The sequence below is a fragment of the Lactobacillus sp. M44 genome, from assembly GCF_058130005.1.
On sequence record NZ_CM176707.1, the window covers coordinates 893,729 to 913,976 of the forward strand.

Below are 20,248 nucleotides of genomic sequence, written 5' to 3' on the forward strand. Positions count from 1 at the left end.
CATGATAGTCATAACATTATCTAAAGTTCCTCAATCATTGCGAGGCGATTTAACTAAATGGTGTCAAGAAGTTCAAACAGGTGTATATATTGGAAACTTTAATGCTAAAGTCCGTGATTTATTGTGGTCAAGAATATTAAAAAATATTGGTAGTGGTGAAGCTACAATAATTTATAATACTAATAATGAAATAGGTTATTCATTTGAAACAACACGAAAAGATAAAAAGGTTGTTGATTATGATGGAATACCTTTAATGATTTCATTAAACGATTCACCAATAGTTAAGCATGGATTTAGCGATGCATCAAAGTTTCATAGAGCAAGAATAGGCAAAAGTAAGTTTATTATAAAAAGTAATGTTGGCATTGTTTCAATTGATATTGAAACAACTGGATTAAATCCTGTAAATGATGAAATAATTTCAATTGGTGCTGTGAAACAAGTAAATAATAAAAAGTTAGAATTTTATCAACTTGTGAAATGTAGTAATAAAATACCTAAAAAAATTATTGACCTAACAAATATTTCAAATGAAATGTTAGAAACAAAGGGCGCACCAATAAAAACAGTGTTACAAGAATTTCGAAACTTTATAAATAACTATGATTTGGCAGGTTACAACATAGCATTTGATTATTCATTTTTGATGAATAATTTTAATAAGATTCATGAGACAATGATTACTAATAAAACAATTGATATTTTGTCAATTGTAAAAAAGAAAAATAAATTTTTAGATAACTATAGATTACAAACGGTGTTAAAGGAATATGGTATTAAAAATGAACAACCACATAATGCATTATGCGATGCAAAGGCAACTTTAGAGTTGATAAATTTATTAACAAAAAGGTAGAATTATGTTGGATCAGAACTAAAAGTGATTAAAAAATTGCTCATGGTATTTTACAAAGCATACAGACTCAGGGATCTTTTAATGTGTTCTCCACGCATGTGGGGGTGATCCTAAAACGCCATCATTTTTAATAGATTGATCAGCGTGTTCTCCACGCATGTGGGGGTGATCCTATGGGAATACATCATATTTAAGATTAGGAAGAGTGTTCTCCACGCATGTGGGGGTGATCCCAACGTCGAGCAGATGCTCAAGTTGAACGAAAAGTGTTCTCCACGCATGTGGGGGTGATCCTCAGGTTGATTGGACTAGCTCACAAATTGCTAAGTGTTCTCCACGCATGTGGGGGTGATCCTGCTGAGGGAAAAACAACTCAAGCTAATCGTGAGTGTTCTCCACGCATGTGGGGGTGATCCTATTTTGTAAGCAGGATTTGGCTTGTATTTTTTGTGTTCTCCACGCATGTGGGGGTGATCCTATAGTAACTGCAAAGGAGGTAAAGAAATTGGTGTGTTCTCCACGCATGTGGGGGTGATCCTAAGTCATTGAATATCTGGCTTGAACAATCAAAGTGTTCTCCACGCATGTGGGGGTGATCCTGCTATGGTGTGTACGCAACCTTGGTGACTTGAGTGTTCTCCACGCATGTGGGGGTGATCCTCGGATGATGGTAGCGTTGCAGTTGTGGGGGAGGTGTTCTCCACGCATGTGGGGGTGATCCTCGGATGATGGTAGCGTTGCAGTTGTGGGGGAGGTGTTCTCCACGCATGTGGGGGTGATCCTAATACTTTAGACCCAATGATTGAAGCTAGTTCGTGTTCTCCACGCATGTGGGGGTGATCCTTCTGATATTTTTTCATTGATAATGCAATTATCGTGTTCTCCACGCATGTGGGGGTGATCCTTATCACATGATTTTTAACGATAAAATCGGTAAGTGTTCTCCACGCATGTGGGGGTGATCCTACCGTTGATTTGATTATTCCAACTTGCTACTAGTGTTCTCCACGCATGTGGGGGTGATCCTAAAGTTGCAAATGTGTGCCTGAATCCATGCACTGTGTTCTCCACGCATGTGGGGGTGATCCTAGCAGTATGACTTTATATAGCTACGACACGGCGTGTTCTCCACGCATGTGGGGGTGATCCTCAGGTGTATTTTGTCTTTGTAAATCTCTCAGAGTGTTCTCCACGCATGTGGGGGTGATCCCATAGGCAGATTGATCTTTGTCAAAAAAGAGCAGTGTTCTCCACGCATGTGGGGGTGATCCTGCGTACGATGACCAAAGATATAGAGATATCCAGTGTTCTCCACGCATGTGGGGGTGATCCTTTCGACAGCATACGATGATCCTACAAATCCGAGTGTTCTCCACGCATGTGGGGGTGATCCTTACCCCGTTTAGGATATAATATTTGTCATTTAGTGTTCTCCACGCATGTGGGGGTGATCCTTAATGCTAATTATGTCGATTCTCAGTTTTATGGTGTTCTCCACGCATGTGGGGGTGATCCTGTATATACTCGCGTTGAATTGAATCTATTTTTGTGTTCTCCACGCATGTGGGGGTGATCCTTAATGCTAATTATGTCGATTCTCAGTTTTATGGTGTTCTCCACGCATGTGGGGGTGATCCTGTATATACTCGCGTTGAATTGAATCTATTTTTGTGTTCTCCACGCATGTGGGGGTGATCCCAATACCGTTTTGATCTGTAGCTTTTCTAGTTAGTGTTCTCCACGCATGTGGGGGTGATCCTAAGTTTGAAGAACGTCTTTATTCACACGGCGAGTGTTCTCCACATATGTGGGGTGATGGAAGTTAGTAATAAATTTTCAGAATTATCAATTAGCGATATACGTTATTTAGGAGTAAAAAACAATGAAGGATAATTTCACAAAGACAGAAGTAATATTTTCAATTATTGGTGGCATTAGTAGCATTATTGTGATAATATTAAACATTTTCAAATTTATGGGGATAGTTTCATGGTAAGCAAATTATATAAATGAACAAGAAAAAATAAAATACAAGTAATTTCAAGTAATTGTGGAGAATTTTTGTTTTTTTAGCAATTTACGTATAAAAACAAGTTAAAAAGAAGAGAAAAAAATGAATGTACTTCAAAAATATTAAGACGAAAACAATATTAGTAAATATAAAGTCGCTAAATGTTCTGGAATATCTAGTATGACTCTATCTCATGCAACAGAGAGTTCAAAGACGTTAGCAGGTCAAAAAGTTAAAGTCATAGTAGAAGTAGCTTATGCGTTAAATAAAACACCAGGTACTGTATTAGATGAATTAATAGAACTCCAAAATATAAGTAATAATAAACAATGCTGAAAAGTATTCATTTATAATCTATTCGTGAATTTAAAGTATTCAGATTCAGATCGAATGGTAACAAGCACTATGAAAAAATACAAAGCTATTAAGAAAATAAAAGGAATAATTTTTGGATTTGATTTAGATTTAAGACCACGGGTAATAATATTGTGGGTTCTTGAGTTAACTATTTTAGCAATAACGATATGCTTTTTATGGAGAAAAAAATGGCAAAATATACAGAAGCTAGAAAAGAAGCTAATTTTAAATAGGGCGAAAATAATAAGCAACGTAAGCAATATTTAAATAAACGTTCAACCGCTAAAAATTTTATTTTAAAATTAGCAACTGATGATTTACAAATGTTGCAAGAAGCTATAGACAAACAAAAATAACAATTAACACAGATTTAATTTATATAATAAAAGGAATAATTATATGAACTTAGAAATGAAACTACAAGATGTGCGAGATGAAGGTATCGAACAAGGGAGGTCAAGCAAGAGCAGCTTAATGGGCTTAAAAGATTATTGACATCATGAAAATCTCTTGGAATTGATAAAGATAAAATTTTTACTCAATTGAAAGTTCAATATGGCAAATACTTCTCAGATGAAGAAATCCGTAAATACTTGAAATAGTTTTAAAGGGGTTGAATGACGATTGTTATTCAAGCCTTTTTTGTCTTGCATAATGTTAAAATTAACTAGTAATTTTATCTACGAAAGTACTAAATATGAGGAGTTATGCAATGAAATATATATTGGGTATAGATATAGGGACTACTTCAACTAAAGGAATTTTGTATACTGATCAACTTATTCCTCAAGTTGAATTTAACCAAGGCTATCCTTTAGTGCGCAACCAAAGTGGCATGGCAGAACAAGATCCGAAGTTGCTTTTTATGGCTGTGTTAAAAATAATTTCTAAAACTTCAAATTGGGCACATACACATAATATAAGGATTTCAGCTGTTAGCTTTTCTAGCGCTAATCAAAGCTTATTACTGTTAGATCATAATTATCAACCGCTAACTAAAATTATTACTTGGGCTGATACGCGAGCTAGGAGTGATGCTAAAAAATTAAAGCAGTCTATTTTAGGCAAACAAATTTACGAAAAAACTGGTACTCCAATTCACCCAATGTCTCCTTTAGCAAAGTTGTTATGGATTAAACGAACACATCCCAATTTATTGAAAAATACATATATTGCTGATATTAAATCTTATATTTTTAAGAAATTATTTGGAGTTTTTAAATTAGATCTGTCAGTAGCATCTGCAACGGGATTAGTTAACTTGCAAACACAAAACTGGGATCCAGATATTTTAAAATTACTCTCGATTAAAGAAAATCAATTACCCAAAATAGTTGATATCACAACTACTGAGGATAAATTATTACCAGTTTGGCAAAATTTACATTTAAATAATGTTCCATTTGTGTATGGTGCTTTTGATGGAGCGCTTGCTAATCTAGGTATAGGAGCAATTAATAAAAAAACATTTGCTATAACTATTGGCACTTCTGCAGCTGTTAGAATTATGGTAAATAAGCCAATTTTAGATCATAAACAAAGATTATTTTGTTATTCTTTTGATTCAAACACATGGCTAGTAGGTGGTCCATCAAATAATGGAGCTGCTGTATTTGAATGGAGTGTGAATCAGTTTGCAAATAAATCATATGATATTGCAAACAAATTAATTTCTAAAACTCCCTCTGGTGCACATGGGTTGATATTTTTGCCTTATTTAGGAGGAGAAAGAGCACCATTATGGAATGCTGAAGCTAGTGGTTCATTTTTAAATTTAGCTAATACAACTACTAAGGCTGATTTGTTGAGAGCAACAATAGAAGGTATAACTTTTAATATCAAAAATATCGTAACTCTTATCAATAAATCGATTGTGGGATCCAAAATCGTTATGGCAAGTGGCGGTTTTGCCAAATCTGAAGTTTGGAAACAAATATTATCAGATATTTTGAATACGCAAATAAAAGTTCCAAATTCATATCAATCAAGCTGCTTAGGAGCTGTGATTGTTGCGATGAAAAGCATGAGAATGATATCTGATTATCAGGAAGTTTTACCATCATTAAACGACTATCAAATCTATGAACCAAGTGCTAATGCGAATACTTACCAAAAAATCAGTCAAGTCTTTAATAAAATGAATGATCTAATGCATCCTGAATATAAGACTTTAAATAAATTACGAAAAAAATAAAAAAGTAAATAACAATATTATGTTGATTCTATGCGGATCATCAATGTCATTTATGCAACATCAAGTATTAGGGTATAAAAGTCCTTTATGCGGTAAATTATGATGATAGTCAAGCTATTGTTGGTGAATGTAAGTGGCATAATCCAGATAAATTAGAATATCAAATGATTACTACTTTAATTCAATATGATCAATTTTTAACTATGCAAAAAGCAGCTTGCAAGATTGAAGCGAGCTGCTTTTTTAGATTTATTTATAAATATAATTACGAGTCATTGGTAAGGTAGTACCAGATGAACCTTTAGTAAGCAAGTATTGAATTACATCAATATTTCCAGATTCAAATGAGGCTGCACATGCTTGTAAATATAGATCCCACATTCTAGTAGTGCGCTCTCCAAGCATCCCTTGAATTTGCTCGCGATGTTTATTAAAGTTTTTATCCCAGATTTCAAGGGTTCTTTGATAATGACGACGCAACATTTCTACATCACTAATTTGCAATTTAGCGTCTTCAATATGTCCAACAATTTCTTGTAATCCTGGTAGATAACCACCTGGGAAAATATATTTATCAAGCCAAGCATTTGTTGCCCCACCTTGCTGTCTAGTGATTCCATGAATTAATGCAACACCATCGTCATTTAGATAACCTGCAACATCTTTAAAATAAAGACCTAGGTTTTCTTTACCAACATGTTCAAACATACCAACAGAAGTGATGTAATCCCACTTTTGATCACCTAATTCGCGATAATCAACCAGTTTCACTTCAGCTACATCATTTAAGTTTTCTTTATCAATAATATTTTGAACAAAGTTATATTGTTCTTGACTTAATGTAACACCAGTAACTTTTAATCCATATTCACGAGCTCCAGTTAACATTAATGTTCCCCAACCACAGCCAATGTCTAATAAGGTTTTGCCTTTTTGAGGATTTAATTTCTTTAAAATATGGTGCACTTTATCTAATTGTGCTTGGTATAAATCATCTTGATTATTTTCAGTAAAGTAAGCACATGAATACGTCATAGTCTTATCAAGCCAGATTTTATAAAAATCATTACCTACATCATAGTGGCTTTGTATATCTTCTTTACTTTCTTTTTCATCATGGTTTTGTTTTGGCATAAATTTACGTAATTTTGAATTACGCATAAAACTATCAGCACTTTGGTAAGCGGAATAAATTACTTTTTGAGGCGCATTTTCACCACCTAAAATTTCTAATCGCTTGTCCATATATGCTTCACCCAAAGCAATAGAGGCATTACGAGTTAATTCTTTGATAGGAATTTTTTCATTAAAAACTATTGTTGCTTCGGGTTCTCCTTCACCATATTGGGCCTTAGATCCATCCCAAAAAATAATTTTTATCGGTATATTGAAAGACCGACTTAATAGTCGCTTATAAAAAGTTTTTTCCAACATAAAAATATATAATCCTCGGTTCTGTTTGTGATTAGTAGTAGCTTTACTAACTATTAGTAAACAATTATATACCTTTTTATTGGTTATTCACAAGTTGGCTAGGATTAGTTTGACCAAAAACAATATTATATTTTTGAAGTTGCTCTATATACGCTATTAAATAATCATTTTTTATTCTGATAGAATCTCCTTTTATAACCTGCAAATGAATTCTATAAGTAATATTAGCTCCCATTTGATCAATGATTCCATATATCTGAGGTGGGTTACCTAAATAAATTTCATGATCTTTTAAATTTTCATTAGCTCTTTTGATGGCTTTTTTTATTTCAGTCAAATTATTTGTTGCACGCAAAGATAAATCAATATTTATTCCAAAGCCTCCATGAGTGATATTAGTTACATTGATAATATTTCGATTAGGAATATAAGTTAGTGATCTATCAGAATGTTGTAAGACAGTAGTCCTAATTCCTAAGCGCAAGACCGTTCCAGTATCTGAACCAATTTTTACGAAGTCACCAACATTAAATTGATTTTCACTCAAAATAAAAAAACCATTGATCAAATCACTGACAAAACCTTGTGCTCCCATTCCTATAGCTAATGAAAAAATCCCAGCACTGGCAATTAATGTGCCAACTGGCAATCCTAAAATGCTTAAAACTCCAAATAAATAAAAGAATAAAACAGTATATTGAAAAATATTAGATATAAGTTCAGCAATAGTTTTACTGCGCTTAGTAAATTTATCTTGATTTTTATTGAAATAATGATTAATAATTTTTTTACCAAAATGACCAATTAGATAAAAAATTATACTAGTAATAAAAATTTGCCAGATTACTGAGAATAGGTGGGTATAGATATTTTGCCAGTTAATGGTCCAATTTTTAGTTTCTGTTGTAATTGGGTTATTCATAGTGTATTTCCTTTACTTTTTTACTAATTATTAGCATACCAAAAAATGATATTAAAATTGCTACTTAGGCGTTTTCATGCTAGACTTTTTTTAGATGATTAACAATGGAGGTATGATTATGATAATTTCATATGGTTCAATCGCTGGTCTTATTGCTGCAATTGCATTTTTGATCCTTGTATTTTATATGGGACATTTATTGAGCAAAATGGCCAAAACAATGACAGAACTCAATAAAACAATGACAATTGTAAATGATTCATTAGGAAAAATTTTAGATAATGTAAATGATATTACTGAACAAAGTAATGATTTATTAGAAAAATCAAATAGCTTGATGGAAGATATCAATGGAAAAGTTGAAACATTAGATCCAGTTGTTCAAGCTGCAGCCGATTTAGGCGAAAGTATTTCAGATTTGAACAAATCTTCTAAAAAAATGGTTGAAAATCTAGCAAACAATCCTTTTAGAAAAACAGGAATTCTATCATCAATTTTAGTAAGTACACTAGCAAGAAGAGCTAGACGTAAGGGATTAGATTAAGGAGAATAATTATGAAAAAATTAGGTTCATTCGTATTAGGCACAATTGTTGGTGCAGCGGCGGGTTTAGTTGCTGCTGCATATTTGCTTCCAGAAGAAAAAGTCGAAGATTTAAAGCAAAAAATGATTGATAATGATGCATTACAAGACTTGAAACAAAAATATGATAATGGTACTGAAATTGTTAAAAATCAATTATCATCATTCCCTAAAAATGTAGATGACGATTCAGAAATTAAAGATTTTGATGATATTGTTATTGATGATACAAAAGATAGCTTAGGCAAAAATAAAAGTGCTGATGAAGAAGCATTAAATGATTTAGAAAATTCAGAAAAATAGATCAAAAAAACTGGCTCAAATGATATGAACCAGTTTTTTCATGCAATAAATTATTTTTCACGTAATGGTATATATTTTAAATCTTTGTCAGTATGTGTAAATGGTTCAAATCCATGTGAAGTTACCACACCACAATCTTCAATTCTGACACCTGCGACATCAGGAATATAGATACCAGGTTCAATTGAAAAGCACATGCCTTCTTGAATTACTAAATCATTACCTTCCATAATGGATGGATATTCATGAACATCCATGCCAATACCATGTCCTAGTCGGTGAATAAAGTATTTACCAAAACCTGCCTTATCAATAATATCGCGAGCTACTGCATCTAATTGACTTGCAGTAATTCCAGGTTTTGCTGCATCAATTGCAGCTTGTTGGGCGCGTCTATCAACTTCATAAATTTCTTTTTCTAAATCAGTAGGGGTTCCATAAGCAACAGTTCGACTTGCGTCAGAAGCATATCCTTCATGCATAGTACCTAAATCAAATAATACTAACTCATTTGGCTCAACTTTATTCATTGTCGGTCCCAAATGTGGATTAGCAGCATCTTTTCCTGCTTGAACAATGGTTTCAAAACTTGTATGCATGACACCTTTTTGCAATTTTAACTGATAATCAATTTGACCTGCAATATAGCGTTCAGTTACTCCAGTCGCAATTGCATCAAAGCCAACTTTAAATGCAAAATCTGCTTCTGCACCTGCAGCTTGCAATTTCTTAACTTCTTCAGGTGTTTTATACAAACGCAATTTTTGAATAACTGGTGATAAGTCATTAGTAAAAGTAGCATCAGGAAATGCAACTTTTAAATCTTGTAATTTTGCCACAGATAAAAAGTTTTTCTCAATTGCCCATTTTCTGGTATCATTAGTACGTTTGGTTATTTGTTTTGCAATTATTTTCCATGGATCTTGATGATCTAAATATCCATATACATCACCATTCCATGTTGAAGCTTTAGCTTCTTCAACATTTAATTCTGGAACAAAAATGAATGGAGCGGCATCCTTGAAAACAAGTAATGCAAATTGTCTTTCATGTGGTTCCATTTCATAACCTGTAAAATATGCAATTGAAATAGGATTAGAGATAAATGCAATATCATTATTAGTGTCTTGCAACCATTTTTGTAATTTATCTATATTCATAATAATTTCTCCTTTACTTGTGTTTAAAGCAAGTATATCAAATTTTTGAAAAAGATGATAAATTATGAAAATATATAGTAAGCGCTTGCATTAGCTATATCTTAATGATATGATGAATTATATATGAGCTTTACACTGAAGATTGGAGACAAAAATGCATAAACAAGAAATAACAATATATGATGTAGCACGTGAGGCGCAGGTGTCAATGGCAACGGTCTCTCGTGTAGTTAACGGAAATTCCAATGTTCGCAAAGAAACCCGTGAAAAAGTATTGGCTGTAATTAAGCGCCTGCATTATCAACCCAATGCCGTAGCACAAGGTTTAGCATCAAAAAGATCAACAACAGTAGGATTAATCGTACCTGATTTAACTAATTTATACTTTTCTGAATTATCTAAAGGAATAGATGATATTGCATTGCTGTATAAGTATAATATTATATTATCCAGTGTAGAAAATAGATTGTTAAAAGAAGACGAAGTAATCCAAAACTTATTAAACAAACAAGTTGATGGAGTTATTTACATGTCTAATCGACTTTCAAATGAAGCTTTTGAAGCATTTGAGCGTACAAATACTCCAGTTGTATTAACAGGAACTGTTGATTCAAGAAAGAAATTTCCTACAGTTACAATTGATTATAAAAAAGCTGATCATGATGCTTTTGATTTACTATATAATAACGGCAAAGAAAAATTGGCGCTTGTTGTAGGTGAAGGGGATGCTTCAATTAATCGTGATAATCGAATTCCTGCGTATAAAGATTTCATGAAAAGTATTCGTTTACCAGAAGAGCATATTTATAGAAATATTTTTACTTATGAAGATGGATATAATTTATATCCACAATTAGTGCAAGAGGGTATCAATGGAATTTTAGTTACAAGAGATATGCCTGCAGCAGGGATCTTGAATGCGGCATTAGATAATGGCGTAAAAGTTCCAGATGAATTTGAATTAATTACTTCTAGTGCAACGAAGATCGTTTCAGTAGTGCGCCCTGCGATGACTAGTATCAAACAACCATTGTATGATATTGGTGCAGTAGCTATGAGAATGTTGACTAAAATGATGTCAGATGAAAAATTAGAACAAGAACATGTGATTTTACCATATCAAATTGTCAAACGAGGAACTACAAAATAGCAAAGAAAAAAGGGATCTGTGCGATCCCTTTTTTGATACAGTTAATCTTCAATATCTTTTGACTTGGTTAGTTCATAAATTGCTTCTGCATAAATAGCAATTGAATTAATTAAATCATCAACTTTCATATATTCATTTGCTTGGTGCATTACCATTGGTGCGTCTTCTGGTTGAGCTCCAAATGCTACACCATGTTCAAATAATCTACCATAGGTTCCGCCACCAATAACTACTTCATGACCACGTTTGTTTGTTTGGTGTTCATATACTTTCAATAAAGTCTTTACTAGTGGATCATTTCCTGGCACATAATGAGGTTTTTCAAAACTATTGTATGATGCTTCTAAAATACTACTGTATTTTGCCATTACTTGACCAACCATTTTATCTGGGTCAGTTCCTTGAGGATAGCGAATATTATCCAAAATTTCTGCCTTATCATTTTCTGGATCATAATCAAACATACTTGGTGCACTAGACAAATCGCCCATTAAATCATCATGATGACTAATTCCTAATTTAGTTCCATCAAAGTCTTCATGCTCAACATCGGCGATAAAGTTCAAATAAGTTTTATCTCTGCCTTCAAAGTCAAATCTATCTAAAAATGCTCCTAAAAATGTTGCTGCATTGCGTCCAACAGAAGGTGCACTAGCGTGAGCTCCAACACCAACTAGTTCAATATCAGCAGTGCCATTATCATTAATGGTGAATTTACCAGTTAAGTTATTTTCGGCAATGAACTTTTCAAAGTCTGACTTGATTCTATCTAAATAATCAGCCGCAATTCTTGCAATAGCTTTTTGCGGAGTAACATTTTCAGCAATTCCTGCTTTAAATTTCAATAAAGTTACACGTCCTGTGTTTACTTTGCCACTAAAGCTTAACTTCAAAGTAAAAATACCTTGTTCACCATTGATAATTGGAAATTCTGCATCTGGTGAAAAAACTTGTTCAGGTGTTGGTTCATGTTTTAAGTAATAGTCAATACCTACCCAGTTAGTTTCTTCATTAGTACCCACAACGAAGTCAATTTTCTTTTTTGGCTCATAACCATTTTCTTTTAAAATCAACATACCATAATATGCTGCAAGAGAAGGTCCTTTATCATCAGCTGAACCACGACCATAAATTTTTCCATCTTTGATAGTCATCTTAAATGGATCTGTATTCCAGCCATCACCTGCAGGAACTACATCCATATGTCCAATAATGCCTAAACGACGATGACCTGTACCAAAATCAATTCTACCTGCATAGTTTTCAACATTTTTAGTTTCAAAACCATCCCTTTTAGCAAATGATAAAAACTTTTTCATTGCTTTAACTGGACCTGGCCCAACAGGATATTCTTTTGAAGTATTATCAAGATCTTCAGATGAATCAATTGCAATCAATTCACCTAAATCATGTAAAATATCGTCTTTTTTTGCTAGTGCTAATTTTTTATAATCTATATCCATAGTGTAAAATCCCCCTTAACTACTAATTTTATCATAAATAAAAGCGCTATTATTTGTTTAGCGCTTTATATGAGATAATTTGTAAGAAATTTTGTTTTTGATAAAAATAATTTATTGGGTAATTGGTTTTTAAGTATAAATTATTTATCAGTTGCAAGTTAGCATAGCGGTTCATTTCAGGTAATTTTTTATAATACCAAAATCCTACACTATTTGGATTTAGGCCAGTGAATAAAACATCTTGCCTGCGAATCCAACCATATTTTGTATTAATCCAAAGAGATTTTGGTGAACCAGAGAATCCCAAGATTGAGACTTTTTTGTTTGGGAAAATTTTATTCGTCTTTTCCGTATTAGATGGTTGTGAATAAATATAAACAGATTTTGTGTTGGGGACTTCAATTTTTAAATGCTCATAGGGCATAATTGCTTGAGGTGTTAAATCAAAACTAATAAAGCTTGCTGGAACAAATTTTTTATCCCCAATTTGATAAATAGTTTGATTATTGACAATATAGGCATTAGAAACATGGACTTGGTCAAAATTCTTGATTTTAGACTTAGATTTCACATTTCTATATGGGTTCACAGTTGCAGTAATTTGGTCTTTGCCTAAATAATATGCATCTCGATCAACTTTATATTCTTTGGAACCACTCATTGCCAATTTATATTTATATCCGGTATCTGGGAAATTAGTAACTACACCATCTATATGGTTATTAACTATCCAATTCCATAGAGAAGGAGTTTCATCCATTTCTGTCCAAACATATATTTTTTTCCCTGTTCCATGAATCCAATTAACTAAAAATGGATCTTTTTTGATTAGATCATTTGATACGTTAACTCCATTGACATATTGCAAAATATCAAAATTAATTCGTTTTAAAGATCCTACGATAAATATTCTAGGAATTTTAGGAGCTAATTGATTTAGATATTCTAGACTTTTTCCAGAAAATGAGTGAATCATAACTCTATCTTCCATATTGTATTGTTTAATACTGTTAACTAGAATACGTTCTAAATGATCAGTTTTATCAACTCCATGATCAATTTTTGTTTCAATTAAAAACTTGGCTTTAGGATTATTTTGATAATGTTCAAATAATTGATTTAAACTTATTACATGTTCACCATTTGAATAGGATAGTCTATTAAGATTTGTAAAATTGTTTTGTGATACAATTGCAGATGTATGAATAACTTGTGATAAGTCATCATCATGAGAGATAACTAAAACATTATCTTTTGATAATCGTACATCTAGTTCTACATAATCAGCTCCAGCTTGAAATGCTGCATCATCGCTTTGAATAGTTTCTTCTGGATATTTTGTGGGAAATCCGCGATGACCGATCACCAAAAAGCCGCTATTTAATACAAAAATTGAGCAGAAAAATAATGCTATAATTATGCGACTTTTAAATTTCATGTGTGCACCTCTTATTGCATTAACAATAGCACGCTTGAATTAATTTTTCTATTTTTAATTTTAAATTTTAACAAAAAACAATTTGAGGAATATTGCATTGGAAAAACACCCTTATGAACAATTCGATTTGATTGAAGAAATAACCCGTAATGACGGCAGCAAGTATTATGAAATTTCAAATGTTGATCAAAATGGAATTGCTGAACTTGCTGTTGATAAAAAGATGATTAAAAATGTCCGTATCTTGCAGCTTAATATTGCACGAACTAAAGCATTGATTACTTATGAAAAATACATAAATAAAAATTATGAATTACCAACTTTGACTAATTTAACTAAGTGGACTGAATGGGAAAAACCAAAAGGCAAAATTTTAGATGCATATAATATGATCCTAGAAGCCAATCGAATTGGTTAAAAGAAAGGACAATTATGGAAGAATTGCGTATTTTACATACTAATGATTTACATTCACATTTTGAAAAATTTCCCAAAATTGGTCGTTTTTTTAAAATTGCTCAAGCAGATTCCTCTGTTGACCAAGTATTAACTTTTGATGCTGGAGATTTTATGGATCGCAGTCATCCTTTAACTGATGCAACTAAAGGTCATTTTAATATTAGATTGATGAATGATTTTAAATATGATGCAATCACCATTGGTAATAATGAAGGAATTTCTAATTCACATCAAGTTTTGGAGCATTTGTTTGATCATGCACAATTTCCAGTGATTTTGGCTAATTTGCGTGAAGAAGATGAAACTATGCCTAAATGGTGTGTTTCAGATAAAATTTTAACTACTAAAAAGGGCACTAAAATTGCAATTGTTGGTTTAACAGCACCATATCCAATGACTTATGGACCTAATCATTGGCATGTTAAGATGTTATCTGCAGTATTGCCAGATATTTTGCAAAGATTAAAAGGACACTATGATGTTTTATTTGCAATCACTCATATTGGTTTAAAACTAGATGAATGGCTTGCTCGCACTTATCCTGAATTTGATTTGATTATTGGAGGGCACAGTCATGATTATTTACCAGAAGGCAAAAAAGTAAATAGAACTTGGATTGTCCAAACCGGTAAGTGGGGAGAGCATGTTGGTGATGTTACAATGAAGTTAGATGATCAACACAAAATAACTTCAATTGTGCCAACAACTCATTCAACTAGTAAAATGACCGAATTACCAAATGATCGAGAGTTGATTCACAGCTATTTTGAGTTAGGTAAACAAATGCTAGAAAAAGAGAAAATAGCTGATTTACCAGAGAAATTTGCTCATAATAAAGATCTAGCAATTGCCGCATCTTTGAATGCAATAGCTGATTTTGCTGGTACTAAGATTGCTATGCTTAGTTCAGGCTTATTTTTGACTCCATTTAAAAAAGGGATTTTGACAGAATTTGATTTGCAAAATTCGTTGCCTCATCCAATGCATGTTGTTAAATCGACACTAAAGGGTAGTGATTTATGGCGATTAGTTATGGAAATTGAAAAAAACCGTCATTATTTAGATAAGTTTCCACTAAAAGGGATGAGTTTTAGAGGAAAGGTATTTGGTCAGATGCACTACAAAGGAATCAAAGTAGATCTAGTGCATCGATTAGTTTATGTAAATGGTCAAGAAATCAATCCAAATTTAGAGTATGAAATTGCAGTCTTAGATCATTATGTTTTAGTACCATTTTTCCCAACCTTAGCTATTGCAGGAGAAAATGAATTTTTATTTCCACAGTTTTTAAGAGAAGTTGTAGGAAAATATTTAGCAAAAAAATATCCTATTAAAAGAGGTGAACTTGGTGACAGAAATAAATAAAACAAAATATGATATAGATAATGAACAGCAGCCCTTGCGTCATGAACTGGCAGAGGTTGCTTTATTTGGTCAAAATTTAGAAATTAATGGACAAATGTATCATATTGTTGCAAATGTACGAGATGCACTTGATTTAGAAATGTTAAAAAATAAATATGATCCTTATTTAGATCAATATGATTATATTGTGGGGGATGTTTCAAGTGAACATTTGCGACTAAAGGGGTTTTATGAAAAAGCTAGTCGATATGCAATTGACAAAAAAGCTTTAACTATTGTAGATTATTTAACTGAATATTGTAATCCCGGGATACCTTATTTTATTTTGGAGCGAGTTAGCAAAGCTCATTCAAATGATATGGATGAAGATGAATATTTTTGGCATCCTAAACCAAAATTTCATATAAACAAGTCACGTAGAAATAAAAATAAGTATCATCAAAAAAAGATACATAAAACTAAATTTAGTAAATCATATGCTGTAAAGCGCAATAAACATGCATTTATCATAAAGAAAAGAGAGAATTAAGCAAGTGAAAGACTACCAAACTTTCCTGATTGATTTAGATGGAACTATTTATCGAGGAAAACAAACCATCGAAGCTGGTGTTAGGTTTGTTAAAAGATTAGAGCAAGCAAACAAAAAGTACTTGTTTTTGACAAATAATACTACCAGAACACCACAAATGGTTGTTGATAAGTTGAAAAAACATGGTGTGACTACTGATATTAATCATATTTACACTCCAAGTATTGCGACAGCTAGTTATATTTTGAAAAATAATAAATCTACAAAAATTGGTGTTTATATTATTGGAGAAATTGGATTATGGTCTGAAATTATGTCTCATCCGCAATTTTTTGTTAATGAAATAAATCCTAATTATGTGATTGTAGGTATGGATACTGATTTAACTTATCATAAATTACGAGTTGCAACTAAAGCAATTTATAATGGAGCAACTTTTATAGGTACTAACGCTGATCTAAACTTGCCTTCTGGCTCAGAGCTTCTTCCTGGAAATGGGTCAGTTTGTACAATGTTAGCTGCAGCAACTAGAAAAAAGCCTTTATATATTGGTAAGCCTGAGCGAATAATTGTTGATATGGCACTGCAAAAATTTAATATCGACCCTAAAACTGCTCTGATAGTCGGGGATAATTATGATACTGATATAAAAGCTGGAATTAATAGCGATGTAGATACCTTGTTAGTATATACGGGTGTTACTAAAAAAAGTGAAATGATTGGCAAAACGCCACCAACATATGAAGTTGATAGTTTGGATGAGTTTATAGTATGAAAAAATTTTCATTAAAATCATTTGTTATAACAGGCATCTTTGGTCTTAGTAATAGCGTAATAGGGACGCTATTACTAAGTTATCCACTCTTGTATTTATTTGTAATTGTTCAAAAAACTAATCAAATTGTAAACTTATCAATTTCAACCGTTATGTCAAATTACTGGCAGTTATTGTGGTATTTGATTTGGCCCTTTAAACGAAAATTGCAAATGACTAATTTTCCAACTTCGCCTGATGCTGCAGAACATTTTTATGAATGTAAATTATTATTTCAACTTGCATTAACAGTATTTGTCATTCAGTTAGTCATTATAGGATATGAAAAATATAAAAAAGCTCCCAGTATTATTTATTTGTCCAAGGCTGGTGCCTTAATTTTTATGATTTTACCAGTAGCAATTTTGCCCTTTGCGATGACAAATTTTGATAGCTTCTTTGTAGTATTTCATCATTTATTATTCAACAACAATAACTGGTTGTTTAATCCATTGACAGATCCAGTGATCAACATTTTAACGGAAGGCTTTTTTGCTGGATGTTTTGCTATTGCTGGGATCATTTATGAATTATATTTTGCTCAATTTTTGTTAAAAAAATAAGGATTTCACCTTAATGAAATCCTTTTTTTAATACAAGCTTTTTGCGTAGCCACATTATTAATACTGGCAATACTGAAATAATGATGATGCCAATCACTATCAGTGAAAAATGGGTCTTAACAAAGGGAATATTACCAAAAAAGTAACCTATTGATGTAAATAAACCAGTCCATAATACTCCACCAATTACATTATATGTAATAAATGTTCCATAATGCATTTTACTAGCGCCTGAAACAAAGGGGACAAAAGTACGAATAATTGGGATAAATCTACCAATTACAATAGTTTTACCACCATGTCGTTCAAAAAACTTCTGGGCGGCGTAACGTTTGTCTTTATTAATTAGTTTGTTAAACCAGGGATGTTTAGCACCATGTTTTTCAGACCAGCTCCCAATTTCATAGTTAACACTATCACCAATTATTGCGGCAATAGTAACAATAAAAAAGCTTAACCAAATATTAATTCCATATTTTGGATTAGCAGCCATTGCACTAATAGCGAAAATTAATGAATCACCTGGTAAAAATGGAAAAATCACTAAACCGGTTTCAATAAAAATTACTGCAAATAAAATCACATAAGTCCAATTACCAAATTGATTGACGATTGTAATTAAATGACGATCAATATGTAAAATAAAGTCAATTAGTGGCATATGTTACTCCTTATTTGTGCTTTTTGAAGTATAAACACTGTCATCTTCTAAATTCATTTGAGTATGAGCTAATCTACTTGCTGCGGCCGCTGCAACTGCACCAACTAAGTCATCTAAGAACACATTGACCTTACCAGTTGATCGATCATTTAAAACTCCCAATATTCCAGGCTTGATTTTGTCTAAATATCCAAAATTAGTAAACCCAATTGAACCATATAAGTTAGTAATTGAAAAAGTTAAAACTTCATCGCAACCATATAGTGGTTCATCACGTTCCATAATTGATTGGAGTGGTTCAGATAATTGTTTTTTTTCAGCTAATACGTCTAATTGAATTCCTGTCATGATTGAATTTTGAACTTCACGCTTTTGCAAAACTTTGACAATACTTTCTTGCATCATTTCATGAGTCAATGGTTTAATATAGTCTTTTTGTAAAAAATAAACTAAATCTTCAATATCTGATAATTCAACTCCACGCTCTTTCAATAAGCCAATTATATAGTTATAAAAATGTTCTTGAATTTCTTTCACTGGTAAAAATCCTTTCTAAATACTAGTTGAATGAATGGTTAAACTTTTTGATGGAAATAAATTTTGCATAATTTGAGTTACTGCAATCTGAGCTTCACCAAATCCTAATGCAATTAATGGAACTCGTCCCAAATATGTTGCACTATCACCAATTGCATAAATTCCATCTATATTGGTTTGCATTTTATGATCGACTGTAATTAATTTATTTTCTAATTCAATACCCCATTGCTTTACAAAATTATTATTAGCTCTAAAACCATATGCTACTACCGCTTTATCAAAAGTTTTATTAATGATTTGTTTATCACCAACTTTTTTTAAAGTTAACAATAATTGATTATCATGCATTTTGATATCTTTTGGAAGGTATGGAGTTAAAAATTCTACATTTTTTAAGTTTTTTAATTTTTTAACGCTGCTATCTAACCCTCTAAATTCTTTGCGACGGTGAATTATAGCCACTTTAGCTACTTTAGCAAGCTCAATTGCCCAATCAAGAGCAGAATCCCCTCCACCAAATACTGCAACATTTTGATTTTTGAAGCTAGTTAAATCTTGGAGTGAATAATATACCAAATTATTTATTTCAGGTGCAAATTTTAATGGTAATTTTTTAGGAGTAAAAGCTCCATTACCTGTTGCAATAATTACACTTTTGACCAAATAGTTATCATCAATCAAGAAAAGATCATTTTGTTTAATAATTGTTTGAACTTTGTGATTAGTTCTAATATTAACTTCAGTTGGAAGATTATTCGTAAGTTGTCTAATGAAGTCTTTTGCTAAAATTGATTTGAACAAGGGAATATCATGAATTTCTTTAATAGGATATAAATGACTAGCTTGTCCACCAACTTCATCTAAAGATTCAAAAATAATTGTTTTTAAATTATGCAAATTGGCAAAATATCCTGCAAATATTCCAACAGGCCCCGCGCCAATGATTGCTAAGTCGTAAGTTTTAATAGAAAATACCTCCTAAAAAATATTGTAAGTGTAGCTTAACTTTATCATAAAAAAGTTTTTTGCAAAAAATTTATGCAAAAGACTAGCCAAACAAGCAAGATAAATGATATATTATTTAAGTCGCAAAAAACGATATCCAAGATATAAAACAAGAAGCTTAAAAGCCTTGAACAAGAAGTTAAAAAATAAAGAATAAAGTTCTTGACAAAGAGAAACAAAGCTAGTAATATATTTAGATGTCGTCAGTTGAAAGGCTGAGCGGCGCAAAAGATTTATCAAAAAGTTCTTGACAAGAAAGAACGAGTTATGATAAACTAATAAAGGCTTTTTACAAAGCAAGTTAGTACTTTGAAAACTGAACAAAGTTTCGCTAAATAGTGTGCGGGTGTAAGAACCCAAAACAAATAAGCGAAGTCAATTTCGCAAGCAATAAATTTGAGATAAACAAATCAAAAAAATCTAGAGCTAAAAAGCTCAA

The 20,248-nt window shown here is 32.1% G+C and carries 18 protein-coding genes and 1 CRISPR repeat array; of the genes, 10 read left to right on the forward strand and 8 right to left on the reverse strand.

All coding sequences use genetic code 11. The features are described 5' to 3' along the window. Position 1 precedes the first annotated feature (1 nt). Positions 2-859 carry a type I-E CRISPR-associated endoribonuclease Cas2e gene (cas2e, locus tag AC38BG_RS04440; protein ID WP_489936667.1) on the forward strand — a complete coding sequence of 286 codons (858 nt, stop codon included), beginning with the start codon at positions 2-4 and terminating at the stop codon, positions 857-859. Positions 860-942: 83 nt separating this feature from the next. Continuing rightward, a CRISPR array of direct repeats spans positions 943-2,619; the repeat unit is 29 nt; unit sequence GTGTTCTCCACGCATGTGGGGGTGATCCT. A gap of 1,320 nt (positions 2,620-3,939) precedes the next feature. Continuing rightward, complete coding sequence (locus tag AC38BG_RS04445; protein WP_489936668.1) at positions 3,940-5,421, forward strand: gluconokinase; 1,482 nt, start codon at positions 3,940-3,942, stop codon at positions 5,419-5,421. 249 nt (positions 5,422-5,670) lie between these two features. On the opposite strand, the gene AC38BG_RS04450 is transcribed toward AC38BG_RS04445, so the two are convergent. Together AC38BG_RS04450 and AC38BG_RS04455 are read right to left on the reverse strand one after the other, a co-directional pair. Beyond that, positions 5,671-6,855: a class I SAM-dependent methyltransferase gene (locus AC38BG_RS04450; RefSeq protein WP_489936669.1), complete on the reverse strand. Its 1,185-nt coding sequence runs from the start codon at positions 6,853-6,855 to the stop codon at positions 5,671-5,673. 76 nt (positions 6,856-6,931) lie between these two features. Continuing rightward, positions 6,932-7,777 carry a mechanosensitive ion channel family protein gene (locus tag AC38BG_RS04455; RefSeq protein WP_489936670.1) on the reverse strand — a complete coding sequence of 282 codons (846 nt, stop codon included), beginning with the start codon at positions 7,775-7,777 and terminating at the stop codon, positions 6,932-6,934. Between the two features lie 118 nt (positions 7,778-7,895). On the opposite strand from AC38BG_RS04455, the gene AC38BG_RS04460 reads away from it, so the two are divergent. After that, complete coding sequence (locus AC38BG_RS04460; protein ID WP_489936671.1) at positions 7,896-8,321, forward strand: DUF948 domain-containing protein; 426 nt, start codon at positions 7,896-7,898, stop codon at positions 8,319-8,321. An 11-nt stretch (positions 8,322-8,332) separates the two neighbouring features. Then, complete coding sequence (locus AC38BG_RS04465; RefSeq protein ID WP_489936672.1) at positions 8,333-8,662, forward strand: DUF1269 domain-containing family protein; 330 nt, start codon at positions 8,333-8,335, stop codon at positions 8,660-8,662. A 50-nt stretch (positions 8,663-8,712) separates the two neighbouring features. Here the strand turns inward: AC38BG_RS04465 and AC38BG_RS04470 are convergent, their stop codons facing one another. After that, positions 8,713-9,822 carry a M24 family metallopeptidase gene (locus tag AC38BG_RS04470; protein WP_489936673.1) on the reverse strand — a complete coding sequence of 370 codons (1,110 nt, stop codon included), beginning with the start codon at positions 9,820-9,822 and terminating at the stop codon, positions 8,713-8,715. A 154-nt stretch (positions 9,823-9,976) separates the two neighbouring features. On the opposite strand from AC38BG_RS04470, the gene AC38BG_RS04475 reads away from it, so the two are divergent. After that, positions 9,977-10,972 carry a substrate-binding domain-containing protein gene (locus tag AC38BG_RS04475; protein ID WP_489936674.1) on the forward strand — a complete coding sequence of 332 codons (996 nt, stop codon included), beginning with the start codon at positions 9,977-9,979 and terminating at the stop codon, positions 10,970-10,972. A gap of 41 nt (positions 10,973-11,013) precedes the next feature. On the opposite strand, the gene pepV is transcribed toward AC38BG_RS04475, so the two are convergent. Beyond that, complete coding sequence (gene pepV, locus AC38BG_RS04480; RefSeq protein ID WP_489936675.1) at positions 11,014-12,435, reverse strand: dipeptidase PepV; 1,422 nt, start codon at positions 12,433-12,435, stop codon at positions 11,014-11,016. 49 nt (positions 12,436-12,484) lie between these two features. Then, positions 12,485-13,873: a glycerophosphodiester phosphodiesterase gene (locus AC38BG_RS04485; RefSeq protein WP_489936676.1), complete on the reverse strand. Its 1,389-nt coding sequence runs from the start codon at positions 13,871-13,873 to the stop codon at positions 12,485-12,487. A gap of 97 nt (positions 13,874-13,970) precedes the next feature. On the opposite strand from AC38BG_RS04485, the gene AC38BG_RS04490 reads away from it, so the two are divergent. From AC38BG_RS04490 to AC38BG_RS04510, 5 genes are read left to right on the forward strand one after another with little or no spacing between them, the layout of a single operon-like run. Continuing rightward, the gene (locus AC38BG_RS04490) at positions 13,971-14,291 is read left to right on the forward strand and encodes a hypothetical protein (RefSeq protein WP_489936677.1); all 321 of its coding nucleotides are present in this window, start codon (positions 13,971-13,973) and stop codon (positions 14,289-14,291) included. A 14-nt stretch (positions 14,292-14,305) separates the two neighbouring features. Then, positions 14,306-15,697, forward strand: coding sequence for a bifunctional metallophosphatase/5'-nucleotidase (locus tag AC38BG_RS04495; protein ID WP_489936678.1), 1,392 nt, complete (start codon positions 14,306-14,308; stop codon positions 15,695-15,697). Next, positions 15,681-16,226, forward strand: a complete 546-nt coding sequence (locus AC38BG_RS04500) for a YutD family protein (RefSeq protein ID WP_489936679.1) — start codon at positions 15,681-15,683, stop codon at positions 16,224-16,226. Before AC38BG_RS04495 ends, AC38BG_RS04500 begins: the two co-directional genes overlap by 17 nt. A 4-nt stretch (positions 16,227-16,230) precedes the next feature. Further along, the gene (locus AC38BG_RS04505) at positions 16,231-17,001 is read left to right on the forward strand and encodes a TIGR01457 family HAD-type hydrolase (RefSeq protein ID WP_489936680.1); all 771 of its coding nucleotides are present in this window, start codon (positions 16,231-16,233) and stop codon (positions 16,999-17,001) included. Further along, positions 16,998-17,603: a TIGR01906 family membrane protein gene (locus tag AC38BG_RS04510; protein ID WP_489936681.1), complete on the forward strand. Its 606-nt coding sequence runs from the start codon at positions 16,998-17,000 to the stop codon at positions 17,601-17,603. Before AC38BG_RS04505 ends, AC38BG_RS04510 begins: the two co-directional genes overlap by 4 nt. 10 nt (positions 17,604-17,613) lie before the next feature. Here AC38BG_RS04510 and AC38BG_RS04515 read toward each other — a convergent pair whose 3' ends face one another. From AC38BG_RS04515 to AC38BG_RS04525, 3 genes are read right to left on the reverse strand one after another with little or no spacing between them, the layout of a single operon-like run. Beyond that, entirely contained in the window at positions 17,614-18,264 is a 651-nt protein-coding gene (locus tag AC38BG_RS04515; RefSeq protein ID WP_489936682.1) for a VTT domain-containing protein, read from the reverse strand. Between the two features lie 3 nt (positions 18,265-18,267). Further along, on the reverse strand, positions 18,268-18,801 hold the full coding sequence (locus AC38BG_RS04520; RefSeq protein WP_489936683.1) for a phosphatidylglycerophosphatase A family protein: 534 nt from the start codon (positions 18,799-18,801) through the stop codon (positions 18,268-18,270). Between the two features lie 15 nt (positions 18,802-18,816). Beyond that, positions 18,817-19,749, reverse strand: a complete 933-nt coding sequence (locus AC38BG_RS04525; RefSeq protein ID WP_489937839.1) for an NAD(P)/FAD-dependent oxidoreductase — start codon at positions 19,747-19,749, stop codon at positions 18,817-18,819. Positions 19,750-20,248 lie beyond the last annotated feature (499 nt).

Coding starts and splice junctions, on each gene's coding strand:
- cas2e (WP_489936667.1), top strand. CDS start 2: ATGATAGTCATAACATTATCTAAAGTTCCTCAATCATTGCGAGGCGAT.
- AC38BG_RS04495 (WP_489936678.1), top strand. CDS start 14,306: ATGGAAGAATTGCGTATTTTACATACTAATGATTTACATTCACATTTT.
- AC38BG_RS04510 (WP_489936681.1), top strand. CDS start 16,998: ATGAAAAAATTTTCATTAAAATCATTTGTTATAACAGGCATCTTTGGT.
- AC38BG_RS04475 (WP_489936674.1), top strand. CDS start 9,977: ATGCATAAACAAGAAATAACAATATATGATGTAGCACGTGAGGCGCAG.
- AC38BG_RS04485 (WP_489936676.1), bottom strand. CDS start 13,873: ATGAAATTTAAAAGTCGCATAATTATAGCATTATTTTTCTGCTCAATT.
- AC38BG_RS04460 (WP_489936671.1), top strand. CDS start 7,896: ATGATAATTTCATATGGTTCAATCGCTGGTCTTATTGCTGCAATTGCA.
- AC38BG_RS04450 (WP_489936669.1), bottom strand. CDS start 6,855: ATGTTGGAAAAAACTTTTTATAAGCGACTATTAAGTCGGTCTTTCAAT.
- pepV (WP_489936675.1), bottom strand. CDS start 12,435: ATGGATATAGATTATAAAAAATTAGCACTAGCAAAAAAAGACGATATT.
- AC38BG_RS04465 (WP_489936672.1), top strand. CDS start 8,333: ATGAAAAAATTAGGTTCATTCGTATTAGGCACAATTGTTGGTGCAGCG.
- AC38BG_RS04470 (WP_489936673.1), bottom strand. CDS start 9,822: ATGAATATAGATAAATTACAAAAATGGTTGCAAGACACTAATAATGAT.
- AC38BG_RS04445 (WP_489936668.1), top strand. CDS start 3,940: ATGAAATATATATTGGGTATAGATATAGGGACTACTTCAACTAAAGGA.
- AC38BG_RS04515 (WP_489936682.1), bottom strand. CDS start 18,264: ATGCCACTAATTGACTTTATTTTACATATTGATCGTCATTTAATTACA.
- AC38BG_RS04455 (WP_489936670.1), bottom strand. CDS start 7,777: ATGAATAACCCAATTACAACAGAAACTAAAAATTGGACCATTAACTGG.